This window comes from Pseudomonas sp. R28(2017), from assembly GCF_002112505.1.
Taxonomy (GTDB): Bacteria; Pseudomonadota; Gammaproteobacteria; order Pseudomonadales; family Pseudomonadaceae; genus Aquipseudomonas.
Map to the genome: position 1 here is coordinate 287,637 of NZ_NEHW01000005.1, position 14,981 is coordinate 302,617.

The 14,981-nt window shown below is 63.5% G+C and carries 14 protein-coding genes; 5 read left to right on the forward strand and 9 right to left on the reverse strand.

Going from position 1 to position 14,981, the window contains the following annotated elements; genetic code table 11:
- Positions 1 to 72 precede the first annotated feature (72 nt).
- Entirely contained in the window at positions 73 to 2,154 is a 2,082-nt protein-coding gene (locus tag CAF78_RS11440; RefSeq protein WP_177408524.1) for a carboxy terminal-processing peptidase, read from the forward strand.
- Between the two features lie 65 nt (positions 2,155 to 2,219).
- Here the strand turns inward: CAF78_RS11440 and CAF78_RS11445 are convergent, their stop codons facing one another.
- Genes CAF78_RS11445 through CAF78_RS11455 form a run of 3 tightly spaced genes read right to left on the reverse strand, consistent with a single transcriptional unit; the run spans position 2,220 to position 6,091 of the window.
- A complete protein-coding gene (locus tag CAF78_RS11445; protein ID WP_085675394.1) occupies positions 2,220 to 3,050 on the reverse strand; it encodes a hypothetical protein in 831 nt (276 codons plus the stop codon).
- Positions 3,051 to 4,604, reverse strand: coding sequence for a hypothetical protein (locus CAF78_RS11450; protein WP_085675393.1), 1,554 nt, complete (start codon positions 4,602 to 4,604; stop codon positions 3,051 to 3,053). It abuts the gene before it with no gap.
- Positions 4,605 to 4,618: 14 nt separating this feature from the next.
- Positions 4,619 to 6,091 (reverse strand): OmpA family protein, encoded by a 1,473-nt coding sequence (locus tag CAF78_RS11455; RefSeq protein WP_143515041.1) that lies wholly within the window; start codon positions 6,089 to 6,091, stop codon positions 4,619 to 4,621.
- Positions 6,092 to 6,355: 264 nt separating this feature from the next.
- On the opposite strand from CAF78_RS11455, the gene CAF78_RS11460 reads away from it, so the two are divergent.
- A complete protein-coding gene (locus CAF78_RS11460; RefSeq protein WP_085675391.1) occupies positions 6,356 to 7,411 on the forward strand; it encodes an EAL domain-containing protein in 1,056 nt (351 codons plus the stop codon).
- Here CAF78_RS11460 and CAF78_RS11465 read toward each other — a convergent pair.
- From CAF78_RS11465 to CAF78_RS11490, 6 genes are all read right to left on the reverse strand, one after another.
- Positions 7,393 to 7,761 carry a hypothetical protein gene (locus tag CAF78_RS11465; protein ID WP_027918137.1) on the reverse strand — a complete coding sequence of 123 codons (369 nt, stop codon included), beginning with the start codon at positions 7,759 to 7,761 and terminating at the stop codon, positions 7,393 to 7,395. The genes CAF78_RS11460 and CAF78_RS11465 overlap by 19 nt on opposite strands.
- Positions 7,758 to 8,096: a helix-turn-helix transcriptional regulator gene (locus CAF78_RS11470; protein WP_085675390.1), complete on the reverse strand. Its 339-nt coding sequence runs from the start codon at positions 8,094 to 8,096 to the stop codon at positions 7,758 to 7,760. The genes CAF78_RS11465 and CAF78_RS11470 overlap by 4 nt, the downstream gene beginning before the upstream one ends.
- 101 nt (positions 8,097 to 8,197) lie before the next feature.
- Positions 8,198 to 8,638, reverse strand: a complete 441-nt coding sequence (locus CAF78_RS11475) for a YkvA family protein (RefSeq protein ID WP_085675389.1) — start codon at positions 8,636 to 8,638, stop codon at positions 8,198 to 8,200.
- A 276-nt stretch (positions 8,639 to 8,914) separates the two neighbouring features.
- Entirely contained in the window at positions 8,915 to 9,673 is a 759-nt protein-coding gene (locus tag CAF78_RS11480; protein WP_085675388.1) for an FKBP-type peptidyl-prolyl cis-trans isomerase, read from the reverse strand.
- A 217-nt stretch (positions 9,674 to 9,890) separates the two neighbouring features.
- Positions 9,891 to 10,823 carry a pca operon transcription factor PcaQ gene (gene pcaQ, locus CAF78_RS11485; RefSeq protein WP_085675387.1) on the reverse strand — a complete coding sequence of 311 codons (933 nt, stop codon included), beginning with the start codon at positions 10,821 to 10,823 and terminating at the stop codon, positions 9,891 to 9,893.
- Between the two features lie 10 nt (positions 10,824 to 10,833).
- The gene (locus CAF78_RS11490) at positions 10,834 to 11,763 is read right to left on the reverse strand and encodes an AraC family transcriptional regulator (RefSeq protein ID WP_085675386.1); all 930 of its coding nucleotides are present in this window, start codon (positions 11,761 to 11,763) and stop codon (positions 10,834 to 10,836) included.
- 295 nt (positions 11,764 to 12,058) lie between these two features.
- On the opposite strand from CAF78_RS11490, the gene CAF78_RS11495 reads away from it, so the two are divergent.
- From CAF78_RS11495 to CAF78_RS11505, 3 genes are all read left to right on the forward strand, one after another.
- Positions 12,059 to 13,399, forward strand: coding sequence for an MFS transporter (locus CAF78_RS11495; protein ID WP_085675385.1), 1,341 nt, complete (start codon positions 12,059 to 12,061; stop codon positions 13,397 to 13,399).
- Positions 13,400 to 13,491: 92 nt separating this feature from the next.
- A complete protein-coding gene (locus tag CAF78_RS11500) occupies positions 13,492 to 14,202 on the forward strand; it encodes a fumarylacetoacetate hydrolase family protein (RefSeq protein WP_085675384.1) in 711 nt (236 codons plus the stop codon).
- A gap of 17 nt (positions 14,203 to 14,219) precedes the next feature.
- Positions 14,220 to 14,978, forward strand: coding sequence for an SDR family oxidoreductase (locus CAF78_RS11505; RefSeq protein WP_085675383.1), 759 nt, complete (start codon positions 14,220 to 14,222; stop codon positions 14,976 to 14,978).
- Positions 14,979 to 14,981: the final 3 nt, after the last annotated feature.

The window sequence follows — 14,981 nt, forward strand, 5'->3', positions numbered from 1 at the left end:
GGCTCCGATGGAACCGGCGAACGGAAAAGACGGCCTACTATGCGTGATCAATTGCCTCCACGTCGAATCAGCATGAAGCATTTCCTCCCAAGCACCGCCCTGGCCCTCGTGATCGGCCTGGGCAGCCTCACGCTCGGCGGCAATGCGGCGGCCGCCAACAAGTGGGACAGCCTGCAGCCGGACCGTGACGAAATCGTCGCCAGCCTCAACGTGGTGGAGTTGCTCAAACGTCACCACTACAGCAAGCCGCCGCTCGATGATGCCCGCTCGGTGATCATCTACGACAGCTACATCAAGCTGCTCGACCCGGCCCGCAGCTACTTCACCGCAGCCGACATCGCCGAATTCGACAAGTGGAAGACGCAGTTCGACGACTTCCTCAAAAGCGGCAACCTCGACCCCGGCTTCACCATCTACAAACGCTACCTCGACCGCGTCAAGCAGCGCCTGGACTTCGCCCTGGGCGAACTGGCCAAGGGCGTCGACAAGATGGACTTCACCACCAAGGAAACCTTGCTGATCGACCGCAAGGATGCACCGTGGGAGAAGGACCAGGCCGCACTCGACGACCTGTGGCGCAAACGCGTCAAGGATGAGGTGCTGCGCCAGAAGATCGCCGGCAAAGAGCCCAAGCAGATCCAGGAAACCCTGACCAAGCGCTACAAGAACCAGCTGGCGCGCCTGGACCAGACCCGTGCCGAAGACATCTTCCAGGCCTACATCAACACCTTCGCCCAGTCCTACGACCCGCACACCAACTACCTGTCGCCGGACAACGCCGAGAACTTCGACATCAACATGAGCCTGTCGCTCGAAGGCATCGGCGCGGTGCTGCAGAGCGACAACGACCAGGTCAAGATCGTGCGCCTGGTGCCGGCTGGCCCGGCCGCCAAGACCAAGCAGGTGGCACCGGCCGACAAGATCATCGGCGTTGCCCAGGGCAACAAGGAAATGGTCGACGTGGTCGGCTGGCGCCTGGACGAAGTGGTCAAGCTGATCCGTGGCCCGAAAGGCTCGGTGGTACGCCTGGAAGTCATCCCGGCCAGCAATGCACCAAGCGACCAGACCAGCAAGATCGTCTCGATCACCCGCGAAGCCGTGAAGCTTGAAGAGCAGGCAGCGAAGAAGTCGGTGCTCAAGCTCAAGCAGGACGGGCGTGACTACAAGCTCGGCATCATCGAGATCCCGGCCTTCTACCTGGACTTCAAGGCCTACCGCGCTGGTGACCCTGAGTACAAGAGCACCACGCGCGACGTGAAGAAACTGCTCACCGAGCTGCAGAAGGAAAAAGTCGACGGCGTGGTCATCGACCTGCGCAACAACGGCGGCGGCTCCCTGCAGGAAGCCACCGAGCTGACCAGCCTGTTCATCGAGAAAGGCCCGACCGTGCTGGTACGCAACAGCGACGGCCGCGTCGACGTGCTCGAAGACGAAAACCCGGGCGCCTTCTACAAAGGCCCGCTGGCGCTGCTGGTCAACCGCCTGTCGGCCTCGGCCTCGGAGATCTTCGCCGGCGCCATGCAGGACTACCACCGTGCGCTGATCATCGGTGGCCAGACCTTCGGCAAAGGCACCGTGCAGACCATCCAGCCCCTCAACCATGGCGAGCTGAAGCTGACCCTGGCCAAGTTCTACCGGGTTTCCGGGCAGAGTACCCAGCACCAGGGCGTGCTTCCGGACATCGACTACCCGTCGATCATCGACACCAAGGAAATCGGCGAAAGCGCCCTGCCAGAGGCCATGCCGTGGGACACCATCCGCCCGGTGGTCAAGCCCGCGTCCGACCCGTTCAAGCCGTTCCTGGCGCAGCTCAAGGCCCAGCATGAAGCACGCAGCGACAAGGACGCGGAGTTCACCTACATCCGTGACCGCCTGGCCCTGACCAAGAAGCTGATGGACGAGAAGACCGTCAGCCTCAACGAGCAGGACCGCCGTGCCCGCCACGACGACGTCGAAGCCAAGCAGCTGGCGCTGGAGAACATCCGTCGCAAGGCCAAGGGTGAAGAGCCGCTCAAAGAGCTGAAGAAAGAGGACGAAGACGCCCTGCCGACCGAGGATGAGAACACCAAGCCGGAAGATGACGCCTATCTGTCGGAGACCGGGCGTATCCTGATCGACTACCTGAGCGCGAGCACCAAAGTCGCGAAAAAGTGACGATCAGCACACGCTGAATGAAAAAGGGGCGGACATTTGCATGTTCGCCCCTTTTTTTCACCCGTTCACTGCAGATCGACGTTGAGGCTCGGTGTGCCGAATGCCGCCAGCGATGCATTGGAGCCGGCGAAATAGCCGCTCCAGAACTGCTGCAACTGCTCCATGGTCTTGCCCGAGCGGTAGGCGTGCTTGACGTCCTGGGTTACCAGACCGGCGCCGGCGACGTAAACACGGGCCCCCTGCAGGTCGGCGAACAACTGACGCTCGCCAACACGCTTGAGTTCAGCCGCCGGGTTGAGGTCACGAATCCGGTTGTTGCCATAGAAGCTGCCAAAGTCGCTGTTCTCGAGCATGTCCGACAGTAGCAGGATCACGCGCTCGTCAGCCGGGCGAGCGGCCAGGTCGTTACCGATGTCGCGTAGCGAATGAAAAATCTCGCTGCGCGGAATGTCCTCGCTCGCTTCACGCAGAGTCTGGACGAACACCTGGCCAAATTTCTTGTGCAGGAACGCCTGCTGCTGTGCTACGCACTTGTCGAAGGTGCGCAGCGACTGCATGCCGACATCATCACGGACATTACCCGGCAGGGGCGTATTCAGCTCGCCGGCGAAACGCAACTGCATGTACTTGCCCGGCACGAATGCCGAAAAGCTGTACAGGCGCAGCTTGTCGCCTGGGCCAACGAAGCGGGTGACCTGGGCCCAGGCTGCTTTCTGAATGCTCTCGGGCATGGGGATGGTCTGGTCGACGATCACCGTCAGCTCACGCCCGCTTCCCGCCTGGCGGAACGCATCGATCCTGGCGTAGCCATAGCAGTCGGGAACGTCGTTGCGCTCGCTGGCCTGGGCCAGTGCAGGCAGACAGAGCAGTGCGGCGAGCAAGGTCTTGAGCTTCATTCAAACGCCTTCGAAGTCTTTCAACAGTTTTTGTTCGTCGCGCAGTGCCAGCACCGCAGCGAAGTCAAAGCCCTTGGCTTGACAGATGGTGCGCAACTGCTCGTCGCTGTAGCCCGTCAGGTCCTTGCTACGCAAGGCGTCCGGGACTGCGGCCGGCACGCTGGCAGGTGCCTCGGGCAAGACTTCGTGGCGCGCCGTAACAACCGCCTGCGGCTCGGCTTCGACGGGCGCACGCGGCTCCATCCTGGTCGGGCTGGCGACGGCCGCCTGCCGGGCATGGCTGTCTTCCTGGCGCAGGCGCACGAAGGCGTTGAAGTCGCGGTTCTGCGAGGCGTCAATGGCCACCGCAACGTCCGGGTTGGTGGTCGGGCGACGCGACAGTTTCATCTGCAGCTTGCGCAACTTGTGGTCGGCATGGGCGCTGATACGGATGCGCTGGTTTTCCATCCAGCGTTCGAGTTCGTCAGCGTTGTTGAAGGCATGCGAATACGCCCAGGCCTTCTTTGACTCCACGCCAGCGAAACCGAAGATCGAGGCCAACCACACGCTCACTGCCTGAATGGCGATATAGATGACCGACAGCACGACGAAAGTGATCAACGACGCACTGCGAATGGCATCCATCTTGTCGGTCAGGGTGTTGTCGCTGGCCTGCTGATTGAGTTTCGCCGAGTCATCGGGCAGCTCGAACGGGCTGGCTTCGCCCTCGACCTGCTGGGCGAAGATGTCCGGATTGCCGACCATCTCGGTTTCGATACTCTTGAGCTGGTAAGCACGAATGCCAAACGCCGCGCTGGCCATGATCAGCACGACCAGGGCACAACCGATGATCCATCCGCGCTTGGGCGTGACGGTGTGGTTGGTGTTCAGCCGTGCAAGGATACGGTTGTAGTCTTTTGCGCCGTTATCGCTGTAAGTGTCCTTGATGCGGATGCCCGGCAACTGCTTGAGTGCGCTACTGCCCCGCTCGGGGTCGCTCTCCCACCAGTGGCGAGCCTTGCTGACCAGGGCATTATGGTGAATGGCGCGGCCGGCCGCTTCAGCGAAGCCGGCAGAGATGATCGACAGCAGGAACGCCGCCATCCAGCCCAGGTAAGTCTGGTCGTTGCTCGAAAGGTTCTGGTTGATGAACGGCACCAGCACATAGGCGAAACCGACGGCTTCGAACAGGATCAGCAGGAAGGTCAGCACCAGCACCCAGAGCGGGCGCTCCCGGCGATCGCTTTCACCGATGGCGTCCAGATACGCTTCACACTTGTTGTAGTACTCGGCGTTCTTTTCACCGACGTCCTGGTAATAGTCGTAGTAGGCATCGCACAGCGTGGTTTCACTAAGCAGCCATTTGCGCTTGTCAGCAATGGTGCTGGCGCGGGCCAGGCGGGCGACTGTGCCGATCAGCGGCAGCCCGTGCCAGACACGCATGGCGGTGTACACCACCTGCTTCCAGTGCATGGTGCACAGAATGGCCGCAACCAGGGCCAGCATGACCCCGGCACTGATCAGCCGGTTGGCCACGACCAATGCCATCAACTCGTTGAAATTGAACGCTTGCATGTGTCTTCCCTGTTTCAGGTACGAACCGGCACAAACCGGGCAGTAAAGGTTTCGCCATCGCGGCGGGGGTAGAACAATGCGCCATCGGTGGCCGTGGCGCTGCCCTTGCTGAACACCACGTCCATGCAGGACACCGGCGCTTGCGGATCTTTGAGGAATACCCGGTACAGCACGCGGTCCTCACCTTCGTAGGTGTTGGCTACTGCATCGGCCTTGATCAGAGCCTTGCGATTGCCCTTGGCATAGTCGGTCACCACTTGGATGAACGGCTGGCGATCGACCGCCGCATCCACACGGAGGATCGACACTGGGGAAATGGTCACCAGGTGGCCATTGACCGTTTGCGCCCAGACGCGGTTGTTGTAGCCCGGCAGATAATCGGTGGTCGGGTGGCTGTCGAGTGCCTGGCCGCTGGCGAGGTTGAACACCTTGCCGCTTTCACGCGGCTGGTCGGCTTCGCAACTGCTCACCGGGATAGTGCTGGCATAGGCCGGAGAAACCAGTGTGAATCCGCCGCTTTTCGGCGTGATGGTCTGCCCCAGCGTCCACTGGCTGCTGGAAGCCGCCTGGCCACCGAAATCGACCAGCGATCCGCTGTGGGCAACCATTGCCGGTAGTTGCGGCGCATGGGCTGCAGCCTTCTCCTTCACGTTGGGCCTGGCAGGTGCGCTGGCAGCTGGCATTGTCCGCCGGGCAGGTGCCTTGACCACCATCGCTGTGCCGTGGGCTAGATACTTGGGATTGTTCTGCTCGGCATTCACGCGCTTGACCAGCGTGGCAGTGTCGTTGACCTCGACGAATTCGACGCGACGGTTCTTGCCACGTTGCATCGGGTCACTGTTGTCCGCAATCGGGCGTGAGGCCCCTGCCCCCTGGAAATACATGCGCTGGCGTGCAATACCCTGCTCGGCAAGGATGCTGGCCACCGCCCGCGCCCGCCGCTCGGAAAGCTGCTGGTTGAAACTCGCGCTGCCGGTGGCATCGGTGTGGCCAACCACCAGAATCGCCGTATTGCGTTCCCCGCCGAAGGCGCTGGCCAGCTTGCGCACCTGACGCTCGCCGTCGGGGCTGAGCTGGGCACTGCCGACAGCGAACATGCCCTCGTCCTGCACCTGGGCGACGAAACCTGCCTCCTGGGGAGCTGCACTGGCTGTGGCCGCCGGGGTGTTGAGGGTTTCAACGTCAAGTTGCAGGTGTTCTTCCTGAGCGAGGCTACGCAAACGGTCGATGCGGTCCTTGTAGGCCAGCGCCGCGCCACAACCGGCAGCCGCACCAATGACCGCGCCACCGATAACCGCACCATTACCCTTGTTGCTGAGCGCGCCCGCAGCCGCCCCTGCCAGGGCGCCGACCGTGCCGCCCAGCAGGCAGTTGGCCGTGCGGCTATGGGTATGGGAAAACTCTTCGATGCTGGCGCAACCACTGACGCCGACTGCAACGGCAAGGGCCAGCGCCGTGCTGCGCACTTTATATTTTGAAGCTGACAAACCCGTCTCCCGAGCAATCCACTGACTCAGGGCGCCCACCACGCAAAAGCGCTGGCTGACGTTCGTCCCTGAACGACAAATTCTGTAAAAATAAAGGCGCGGGGATTTCATCACAGCCATTGACGTCAATACAACGACGAATACGCCGTTTGCCCCACAATGATGGCAATTTAATACATCCTGTCATCAAATGGTCACTGCACTGTCGTGAAATGCACCAGCCAGGGGGCATGCGCCTGGTTTTTTCATCTTCAGGAATTCACCATGACCGTCGCCGAACAGCTCAGTGCCTTGAGCGCCATTCTGGCTCAGCGCAGCATTCACAGCCTGTTCCAGCCGATCGTCTGCCTCAGCGAACGGCGTGTATTCGGCCATGAGGCCTTGAGCCGCGGGCCCTCCAACAGCCCGCTGCATTCGCCATTGAACCTGTTTGCCATCGCCCGCCAGGCCGGTCACCTGACCGAACTGGAGGCCGCGTGCCGGGAAAGCGCGTGCCGACGCTTCAGCGAGCAGGGGCTCGACGGCAAGCTGTTTCTCAACATCTCGCCCGAATCGCTGCTGGAACCCCACTACCCTTCCGGGCGCACCCTCAAGCTGCTTGAGCACGTGGGGCTGGCCCCCAGCCGGGTGGTGATCGAACTGACCGAACAGACCCCTACCGACGACTTCCAGCTGCTGTCCAATGCCTTGCACCACTACCGTGACATGGGCTTCTCCATTGCCCTGGACGATTTGGGTGCGGGTTACTCGAGCCTGCGCCTGTGGTCGGAGCTGCGCCCGGAGTACGTCAAGATCGACCGCCACTTCATCGATGGCATCCACCGCGACCCGCTCAAGCGCGAGTTCGTCGGTTCCATCCTGCAGATTGCCCGGGCGTCGAAGGCGCAGGTGATTGCCGAAGGGATCGAGTTGCCGGAAGAGCTGGCGGTGTTGACCGAGATGGGCGTGGACCTGGTGCAAGGGTACCTGCTGGGGCGGCCGCAGGAATTGGGGGTGCGGGAAAATCAGCAGCTATTGGCACAGGTACTACCTGTAGCGCTGGTCGAGCAGCCAACGGTGGGGCTGAATGCCACACTTGGCCAAGTCATGGACTGGTTTGGCCGCTATGGTGATCTGCAGGAACTGGATGTACGGGATGCCGATGGCAATTTCTGCGGCGTGATCCATCGAAATGCACTGCCTGCACTGGCCTCTTCGCGGGCACGCCCGCTCCCACAGGCTGATCGCAGCTGCGAAATCTACGCTATTCCTGTGGGAGCGGGCGAGCCCGCGAAGAGGCCAGTGCGGCCCCGCAATAATGTTCAGGCTGTTTCGGGATAGCTGTACTCGAACACCCTGACCACCTCGGAGGCATGCCACGACGCCGCCTCCATGCCATCGACCGGCCCCGAGAAACGCCCCAGGCGCTCCACGCATTCGAAAAAGCCGGTGCGCGGCAAGCGGCTGGCACCCTGGCTGATAACCAGCGAGCTGCGCAGCGGCTGCTCGGCACGGGCATCGAGCACGGCCAGGTACTCCAGCGCGGCGGTCAGGGTCTGCATGGCCGGGCTGGGCAGCTGCAGGCGCTCGATCAGCGCACGGTAGGTGAGCAGGTGGCGTTGTCGGCGGGCCAGGTCAAGCTCGTCCAGCAGGTTTTGCCAATGCTGTCGGCTGATCCTGACCTGGCTCATGACGGCTCGCTCCAGCCGGCCACCCCCAGGTGCCAGGCCAGGGCTCGGCGGATGGCAGCATCCGGCTGGCGCTCGCCCGATTCGATCATGGCCAGGTAAGCCGGGCTGACCCCGACATTACGCGCCAACTGCTCAGGGGCGATGCCTTTGGCCTGGCGCAGCTGTGCCACTTCACTGAACGCTGGCAGGCTGACTGCCGGGGCACTCGGTTGCGCTGATTCGGCAACCACCTCGGCAGGTGCCTGCCCGGCTGCCTTGAGCAGCGCCTGATATTGCTCCCAGGGTACGACGGCGTACTCGGGCTGACCGTCCCGGCTAATGACCTGAATACCCATTACAACCCCCTTACGTAAGGATTACCGCATGTAATCCGTAGGCATAACGCTTATGCCAATTATATTACCAAGCGCGGGAGTGTGTGGGGACTTGCTCGTTTTCAGTGCGTATTGCGCTCCAGGCGCAGCGCTTCGGGGGTGTCGGGCAGGCGCTCGACCACTCGCAGGCGCTCGGGCGCCTGGCTGTCGCGCCAGGCCTTGAACCGCGCCAGCTCATCGGCCACGGTTTTCAGCACCCAGCCGAGCACGGCGATGTCATCGAGAAAGCCGACACCCAAGATCCAGTCAGGGATGGCGTCGACCGGGCTGACGAAATACAGCAGGCCCGCGACGATGGTCAACAAGGCCTTGGGGCTGATGGCACGGTACTCACCGCGCCACCAGGCCAGGCACAGCGACTGCAACAGCTTGACGTCGTCGCGCAACTGGCCGATACGAGGGCCTTTGCGGGCCACGGCGAACAGCAAGGCCGGCAGCCGGCCACGGCTGAGCAGGCGCTCGGCCAGGGGCAGGAAACGGGCGAAATTCCAGGGTGCGCTCATGGAGCCTCCAGCAGGGAAAGGTTATCCACATTTATTGTGGATAACCTTGTGAACAGGGCGAAGTTTGTGACGGCGGGCGCCCACAAGGCAAGGGCCCCGGTCAGATCGGGCGTTTTTTACACAGTCGTTTCAGATCCGCAAACGATTTGCGTCAGAAGCTTCCGGCTTCTTCACACTGCTCTTGCTCGGACAGTCGCCACTGCATGAGGTTCGCCGTACGATCCCCCACAAACGACAACGCCCCGTCAGGACGGGGCGTTGTGCAGGTACCAGGCGTTATTGCTTGGCGGGGGCTTCGGCAGGGGCGTCAGCTTCTGGCGCTTCGCCACCCTGCAGCTGGGCCGGGTCCTTGATGGCGATCAGTTCCAGGTCGAACACCAGGACCGAGTTGGCCGGGATCAGCGGGCTCGGGCTCTGGGCACCGTAGGCCAGCTCAGCCGGGATGAACAGCTTGTACTTTTCGCCAACGTGCATCAGCTGCAGGCCTTCGACCCAGCCTGGGATCACACCGCTGACGGGCAGGTCGATCGGGCTGCCGCGCTCGACCGAGCTGTCGAACACCTTGCCATCGATCAGCTTGCCTTCGTAGTGAACGGTGACCACGTCGGTCGGCTTCGGCTGCGGGCCGTCGGCCTTCTTCACGACTTCGTACTGCAGGCCCGAGGCGGTGGTGACCACGCCAGGCTTCTTGGCGTTCTCTTCAAGGAATTTCTTGCCGGCGCTGGCGGCTTCTTCGCTGGCCTTGGCCAGGCGTTCTTCGGCGCGCTTCTGCAGCGCGGTGAAGGCTTCAACCAGCTCTTCGTCCTTGATGCGCTGCTCCTTCTTGCCGACGGCGTCTTCGATGCCGAGGGCGACCGCTTTCGAATCAAGGTCTTCCATGCCTTCCTGAGCCAGGCTCTTGCCCATGTTCAGGCCGATACCGTAGGAGGCTTTCTGTGCCGGAGTCTTCAGCTCGGGGCTGCTGGCCTGTTGATCACAGCCAGCCAGTACCAGGCCTACCAGGGCAACCGCAGCCGCCAGACGATGCTGTTTCATGCTATTTCCTTGTTCATGCGCCATAAGGGCAATCAGGGTAAAGCCGCGAGCTTATCAGGCGGCCATCACCAATGGCTACCGGCATAAGAGCGGGTTTTCGTAAGGAAGTTCAGTAGGTAAAGGCTTCTTCATGGAAGCTTTACAGCCATTGGCCAGTATTGACCCTTTGTGCCGGGTTTTCCTGGTTTTTGTGGCTTTTTATTTCTGGCAGTTCTGATCAGGGATAGGCGCCGTCGCGGTACTGCTCGGCAAGCTCGCGCAGCACCTCGCACACCCACTGCCCCGGCATGCTCAGCGGCAACGCCGCATTCCGGCAGATGCCCACCGAGCCACCCGGCTCACGCACGCCAAGGTCAAGCTCGGCCAATTCCCCCCGCCGCAGGTCGAGCAGCACCGCATCCCGCGGCGCTACCCACAACGCGTTGCTACCCAGCAGATAACGCCGGCTCAACGCCAACGACAAGGTCTCCAGGCGCTGCGCCGGCATCTGGATGCCGCACTGCACGAACAGGCTGTCGGCATGCTGGCGGATGGTGGTGCCCGGTGGTGGCAGCACCAGCGGATACTGCCCGACCCGCTGCCGCTCCACGGGTGCACTGGCCAGCAAGGGATGGCCAGGGCGCACGACCAGGGCCATGGACTCGCTGTACAGATGCTCGAACGACAGCCCCTGAATCTGTGGGCTGTCGGTCATGCGCCCGACCACCAGCTCCAGCTCGCCCAGGTGCAGTTGCCCAAGCAGCTGCGCACTCACCCCGGTCACCACACTGATCACCAAGGCCTCGTGACGCTGATGCAGGCGGCACAGCACCTCAGGCATCAGCAGCCCCTCGACCGTCGACAACACGCCAATACGCACCTGCGACGGCGCCCGCGCTTCACCGCGCAGGCTGCTCACGCCATCGCGCAGCGCCTGTACGCTGGGCCCGGCGTAGCGCATGAAGCGCGTGCCGGCCGGGGTCAGCTCGACGCCCTGGCGACTGCGCTCGAACAGGCGCGCTTCGAGCAGGTCTTCGAGCTCCTTGAGGGTCTTGGAAATCGCCGGCTGGCTGATCGCCAGGATATCGGCAGCCCTGGCCAGGCTGCCCTGCCGGGCAATCTCCAGGAAACACAGCAGGTGGCGGTACTTGATGCGGGTGTCGAGGTTCATGCCGGCAAGCTTACCGCATCGCCACCTGCGGCGTATCCGGGTCGCGCTGCTGGCGGCGGAACTGCCCGGGTGGCAGGCCATGCATCTGCCGGAAGCGCCGGGAGAAGTAGGCTTCATCGGCAAAGCCACAGAGCCGCGCCACCTCCCCCACCGGGCGGCTGCCATTGAGCAGGTAGTTGCGCGCCGTGTGCATGCGCCGCTCCAGCACCAGCTCGCTGAAGGTCTTGCCGATTTCCTTGCGCAGCCAGTGAGTCAGGTAGGTCGGTGACAGGTAGGTGGCGGCGGCGACTTTCTGCAGGTTCAGGTCGGGGTCGTCGATATGCCGGCGCAGGTACTCGCTCATGCGGCCCAGCGCGGCGCGGCGGCTGAGCTGGGCGGCGTTGCTGTCGGCCAGTTCGCGCAGCGGCTCGGCGTACAGGCCGCAGACCTGGCCGATCAGCTGCAGCAGCAGGCCCTTGAGCATTTCGCGGCTGCCGAACCGGCGGTTGGCATCCAGCGCGCGCATGCGCTCGAGGATCTGCCGCACTTCGGCGAAGTCGGCCTCATCGAGGCAGAAGTCGAGGTGCTCCTGGAAGCGGAACGGTGACAGTTCCGGCGCTTGCAGGATCGACACCTCTTCCAGGTCCATCGGGTCGCAGGCCAGGTGCGGCAGCAGGAACGTCTGCGAGAAGTTGATCACCACGAAGTCGCTGTCGGCCGGGTGCGGAATCACATGCACCCGGTGCGGCAGGATGAAGGCCAGGGTGTTGCGCCTGAACGGGCGCTGCACGCTGCCGATGTGCTGCACCGTGTCGCCTCCGAAGTTGACCTGGATCTGGAAGTACTCGTGACGGTGCGGCGCGGTCTCGGCGGGGCGGCCGCGCTGGTCGCGGATGTAGAAATCCATCAGCTCGCTGCGCTGCTGCATGACGTAGGTCGGGACCTCGCGCTTGGGGGGCATGGGCAATCTCCAGGTTGCGGGGGGCTTGTAGTTGTACGATGTCTAAACTCAGCAATTTAACCCCTTCTGCAAAAACCTGCGCAATAGCAAATCCACGCAGCCCGCTGAAAACGCGACATCCAGCAGGGATTCCGAGCAAAACCCTGCCTGTGGATTTTCTTGGACAGCTCAGCCCTGGCCCACCCGCTGTGAAAAAACGGTCTAAAACCGCCGTTGCATTCCACTCGTTGTACGACCACCTTAGAAAAGGGACTGCAGCCCAACCTCTACCAACAACAACAAACGAGGTCGACTCATGTCGAGCACGCCTACCCCCCGCGCCGCGTCGTCGTACGCGCTGGACGCGGCCCCTGCCCAGCGCCTGCCCACCCGCCGCCGCTGGTTCATGCTGTCGCTGCTGCTGGTGGCGACCATCATCAACTACGTCGACCGGGTGAACATTTCCATCGCAGCGCCGTTCATGGCCAAGGACCTGGGCCTGGACAAGGTCGAGATGGGCCTGATCTTCTCCGCCTTCGCCTGGACCTACGCCCTGGCCCTGGTGCCTGCCGGTTTCATCGCCGACCGTTTCGGCTCGCGCCTGACCTATGGCGTATCGCTGATCAGCTGGTCGGCGGTCACCGTGGCCCAGGGCCTGGCCAGCGGCTTCGCCTCGCTGTTCGGCCTGCGCCTGGCGGTCGGTGCCATGGAGGCCCCGGCCTTTCCGGCCAACAGCCGTGCGGTCACGGTGTGGTTCCCCGCCCGCGAGCGCGGCATGGCCAGCAGCATCTACGTGTGCGGCCAGTACCTGGGCACCGCGCTGTTCACCGGCGCGCTGCTGTGGCTGGCGACCACCTATGACTGGCGCCATGTGTTCTACAGCACCGGCCTGGTGGGCATCCTGTTCGGCGTGGTGTGGCTGTGGCTGTACCGCGACCCGCTGAACTGCAAGAAGGTCAGCAAGGAAGAACTGGCCTACATCGAAGGCGGCGGCGGGCTGGTGAAAAGCAGCCAGGAACGTACCCGTTTCGACTGGCGCCAGGTGGCTGAGCTGTTCCGTTATCGCCAGGTCTGGGCGATCTGCCTGGGCAAGTTCGCCAGCACCTCGGCGCTGTACTTCTTCCTCACCTGGTTCCCCACCTACCTGATCGAGGAGCGCCAGCTGACGCTGATCAAGGTCGGCATCTTCGCCGTCATGCCGTTCATTGGTGCCACGGTCGGCATTCTCCTCGCGGGGATCGTCTCCGACCTGCTGATCCGCAAGGGCTACTCGCTGTCGTTCGCCCGCAAGCTGCCACTGGTGGTGGGCTCGATGCTGGGCATGTCGATCGTGCTGGTGAACTTCACCGACTCCAATGTGCTGTGCATCGCCATCCTCACCCTGGCGTTCTTCGCCCAGGGCATCGCCTCGGCGTCGTGGGCGGCGGTGTCGGAAGTGGCGCCCAAGCAGCTGATCGGCCTGACCGGCGGGGTCACCAGCCTGGCGGCGAACATCGGCGGCATCGTCACGCCGATCGTGATTGGCGCGATCGTGCATGCCAGCGGCTCGTTTGCCATGGCGTTCTGGTTCATCGGCGGGGTGGCGTTGATGGGCACCCTGTCTTACTCGCTGCTGCTCGGGAAGCTGTATCGCATCGAGCTTAAAACTGCGGCATGAGCCCCGATTAGTCCAAGCCGCCCCTGCTTTCGTCCAACTTTGCCGGCCAGCCTCTGGCTTACGCTGGCCACTCCAGTACGGAGGATCCACCCATGACCTACCTGTTCAACCCGCCAGCCATCGTCAGCCTGCCGATCCGCGGCAGCGCTGCGCGCTTCCCGGTCGGCCGGGTGTTCTGCCTGGGCCGCAACTACCCATGGCCAGAGTCCTACGGCCCGGCACCGCAGGAACCTGTGTTCTTCATGAAGCCGGCGAGCAACGTGGTCGAGGCGCAGGGCGAGCTGCCCTACCCGCCGCAGACCGATGAGTTCTGCCACGAAATCGAAATGGTAGCCGCCATCGCCAAGGGCGGTGCCGACATTGCCCCGGAGCATGCCCTGGAACACCTGTTCGGCTTTGCCGCCGGCCTCGATATGACCCGCCGCGACCACCAGCGCAAGGCCAAGGCCGAGGGCCTGCCCTGGGAAGGCGCCAAGGTATTCGAGGCCTCCGCTCCGATGACCGCCATCGTTCCCGCCAGCGAGTGCGCCTGGCCGCTGGATGCGTCGCTGTGGCTGCAGGTCAACGGCCAGGAGCGCCAGCGTGCGCACCTGAGCCAGCAGACCTGGGCCCTGGCCGAAGTGATCAGCCGCCTTTCCCGCCAACTGCCGCTGCGCCCCGGCGACCTGATCATGACCGGCAGCCCGCCCGGCGTGGCGCCGCTGAACCCGGGCGACACGATCCACGCGGGCATCGATGGCATCGGCGAACTGCAACTGCGCGTCGGCCCCCGCCCTGCCGGGCAAGCCGCCAACGCCGCCTGAACCTACTGGAGCCCCACATGAGCCAAAACAAGAAAATCGCCCTGGTCACCGGCGCTGGCAGCGGCATAGGCCGCGCCGTCGCCCTCGCCCTGCTGGAGGATGGCTTCAGCCTGGTCCTCGCCGGGCGCCGCGCAGAACCGCTGCAGGCGGTGGTTGAACAGGCACAGGCAGCGGGCGGTGAAGCCCTGGCCGTGCCAACCGACGTGCGCGACGAGCAGAGCGTCGCGCAGCTGTTCGCCACCATCGAGGAGGTGCATGGCCGCCTCGACGTGATCTTCAACAATGCCGGCATCAACGCCCCCGCCGTACCGGTCGACGAGCTGCCGCTGGAGCACTGGCGCAACGTCATCGCCACCAACGTCGACGGCGTGTTCCTGTGCGCCCGCGCCGCCTTCGGCCTGATGCGCCGCCAGCAGCCGCAGGGCGGGCGGATCATCAACAACGGCTCGATCTCGGCGCACACCCCGCGACCGTTCACCGCCCCCTACACCGCCAGCAAGCACGCGGTGCTGGGCCTGACCAAGGCCTTGGCGCTGGATGGCCGGCCGTACAACATCGTCTGCAGCCAGGTGGACATCGGCAACGCCCTGACCGAGTTGTCCGAGCGCATGACCCGTGGCGTGCGCCAGGCCAATGGCGAGATCGCCGCCGAACCGATGCTCGACGTGCGCCATGTGGCCGACGCGGTGCGCTACATCGCCGCGCTGCCGCTGGACGCCAACGTACTGAACATGACCGTGATGGCCAGCAACATGCCGTTCGTTGGCCGTGGCTGATCC

Coding starts and splice junctions, on each gene's coding strand:
- CAF78_RS11440 (WP_177408524.1), top strand. CDS start 73: ATGAAGCATTTCCTCCCAAGCACCGCCCTGGCCCTCGTGATCGGCCTG.
- CAF78_RS11445 (WP_085675394.1), bottom strand. CDS start 3,050: ATGAAGCTCAAGACCTTGCTCGCCGCACTGCTCTGTCTGCCTGCACTG.
- CAF78_RS11450 (WP_085675393.1), bottom strand. CDS start 4,604: ATGCAAGCGTTCAATTTCAACGAGTTGATGGCATTGGTCGTGGCCAAC.
- CAF78_RS11460 (WP_085675391.1), top strand. CDS start 6,356: ATGACCGTCGCCGAACAGCTCAGTGCCTTGAGCGCCATTCTGGCTCAG.
- CAF78_RS11465 (WP_027918137.1), bottom strand. CDS start 7,761: ATGAGCCAGGTCAGGATCAGCCGACAGCATTGGCAAAACCTGCTGGAC.
- CAF78_RS11470 (WP_085675390.1), bottom strand. CDS start 8,096: ATGGGTATTCAGGTCATTAGCCGGGACGGTCAGCCCGAGTACGCCGTC.
- CAF78_RS11475 (WP_085675389.1), bottom strand. CDS start 8,638: ATGAGCGCACCCTGGAATTTCGCCCGTTTCCTGCCCCTGGCCGAGCGC.
- CAF78_RS11480 (WP_085675388.1), bottom strand. CDS start 9,673: ATGAAACAGCATCGTCTGGCGGCTGCGGTTGCCCTGGTAGGCCTGGTA.
- pcaQ (WP_085675387.1), bottom strand. CDS start 10,823: ATGAACCTCGACACCCGCATCAAGTACCGCCACCTGCTGTGTTTCCTG.
- CAF78_RS11490 (WP_085675386.1), bottom strand. CDS start 11,763: ATGCCCCCCAAGCGCGAGGTCCCGACCTACGTCATGCAGCAGCGCAGC.
- CAF78_RS11495 (WP_085675385.1), top strand. CDS start 12,059: ATGTCGAGCACGCCTACCCCCCGCGCCGCGTCGTCGTACGCGCTGGAC.
- CAF78_RS11500 (WP_085675384.1), top strand. CDS start 13,492: ATGACCTACCTGTTCAACCCGCCAGCCATCGTCAGCCTGCCGATCCGC.
- CAF78_RS11505 (WP_085675383.1), top strand. CDS start 14,220: ATGAGCCAAAACAAGAAAATCGCCCTGGTCACCGGCGCTGGCAGCGGC.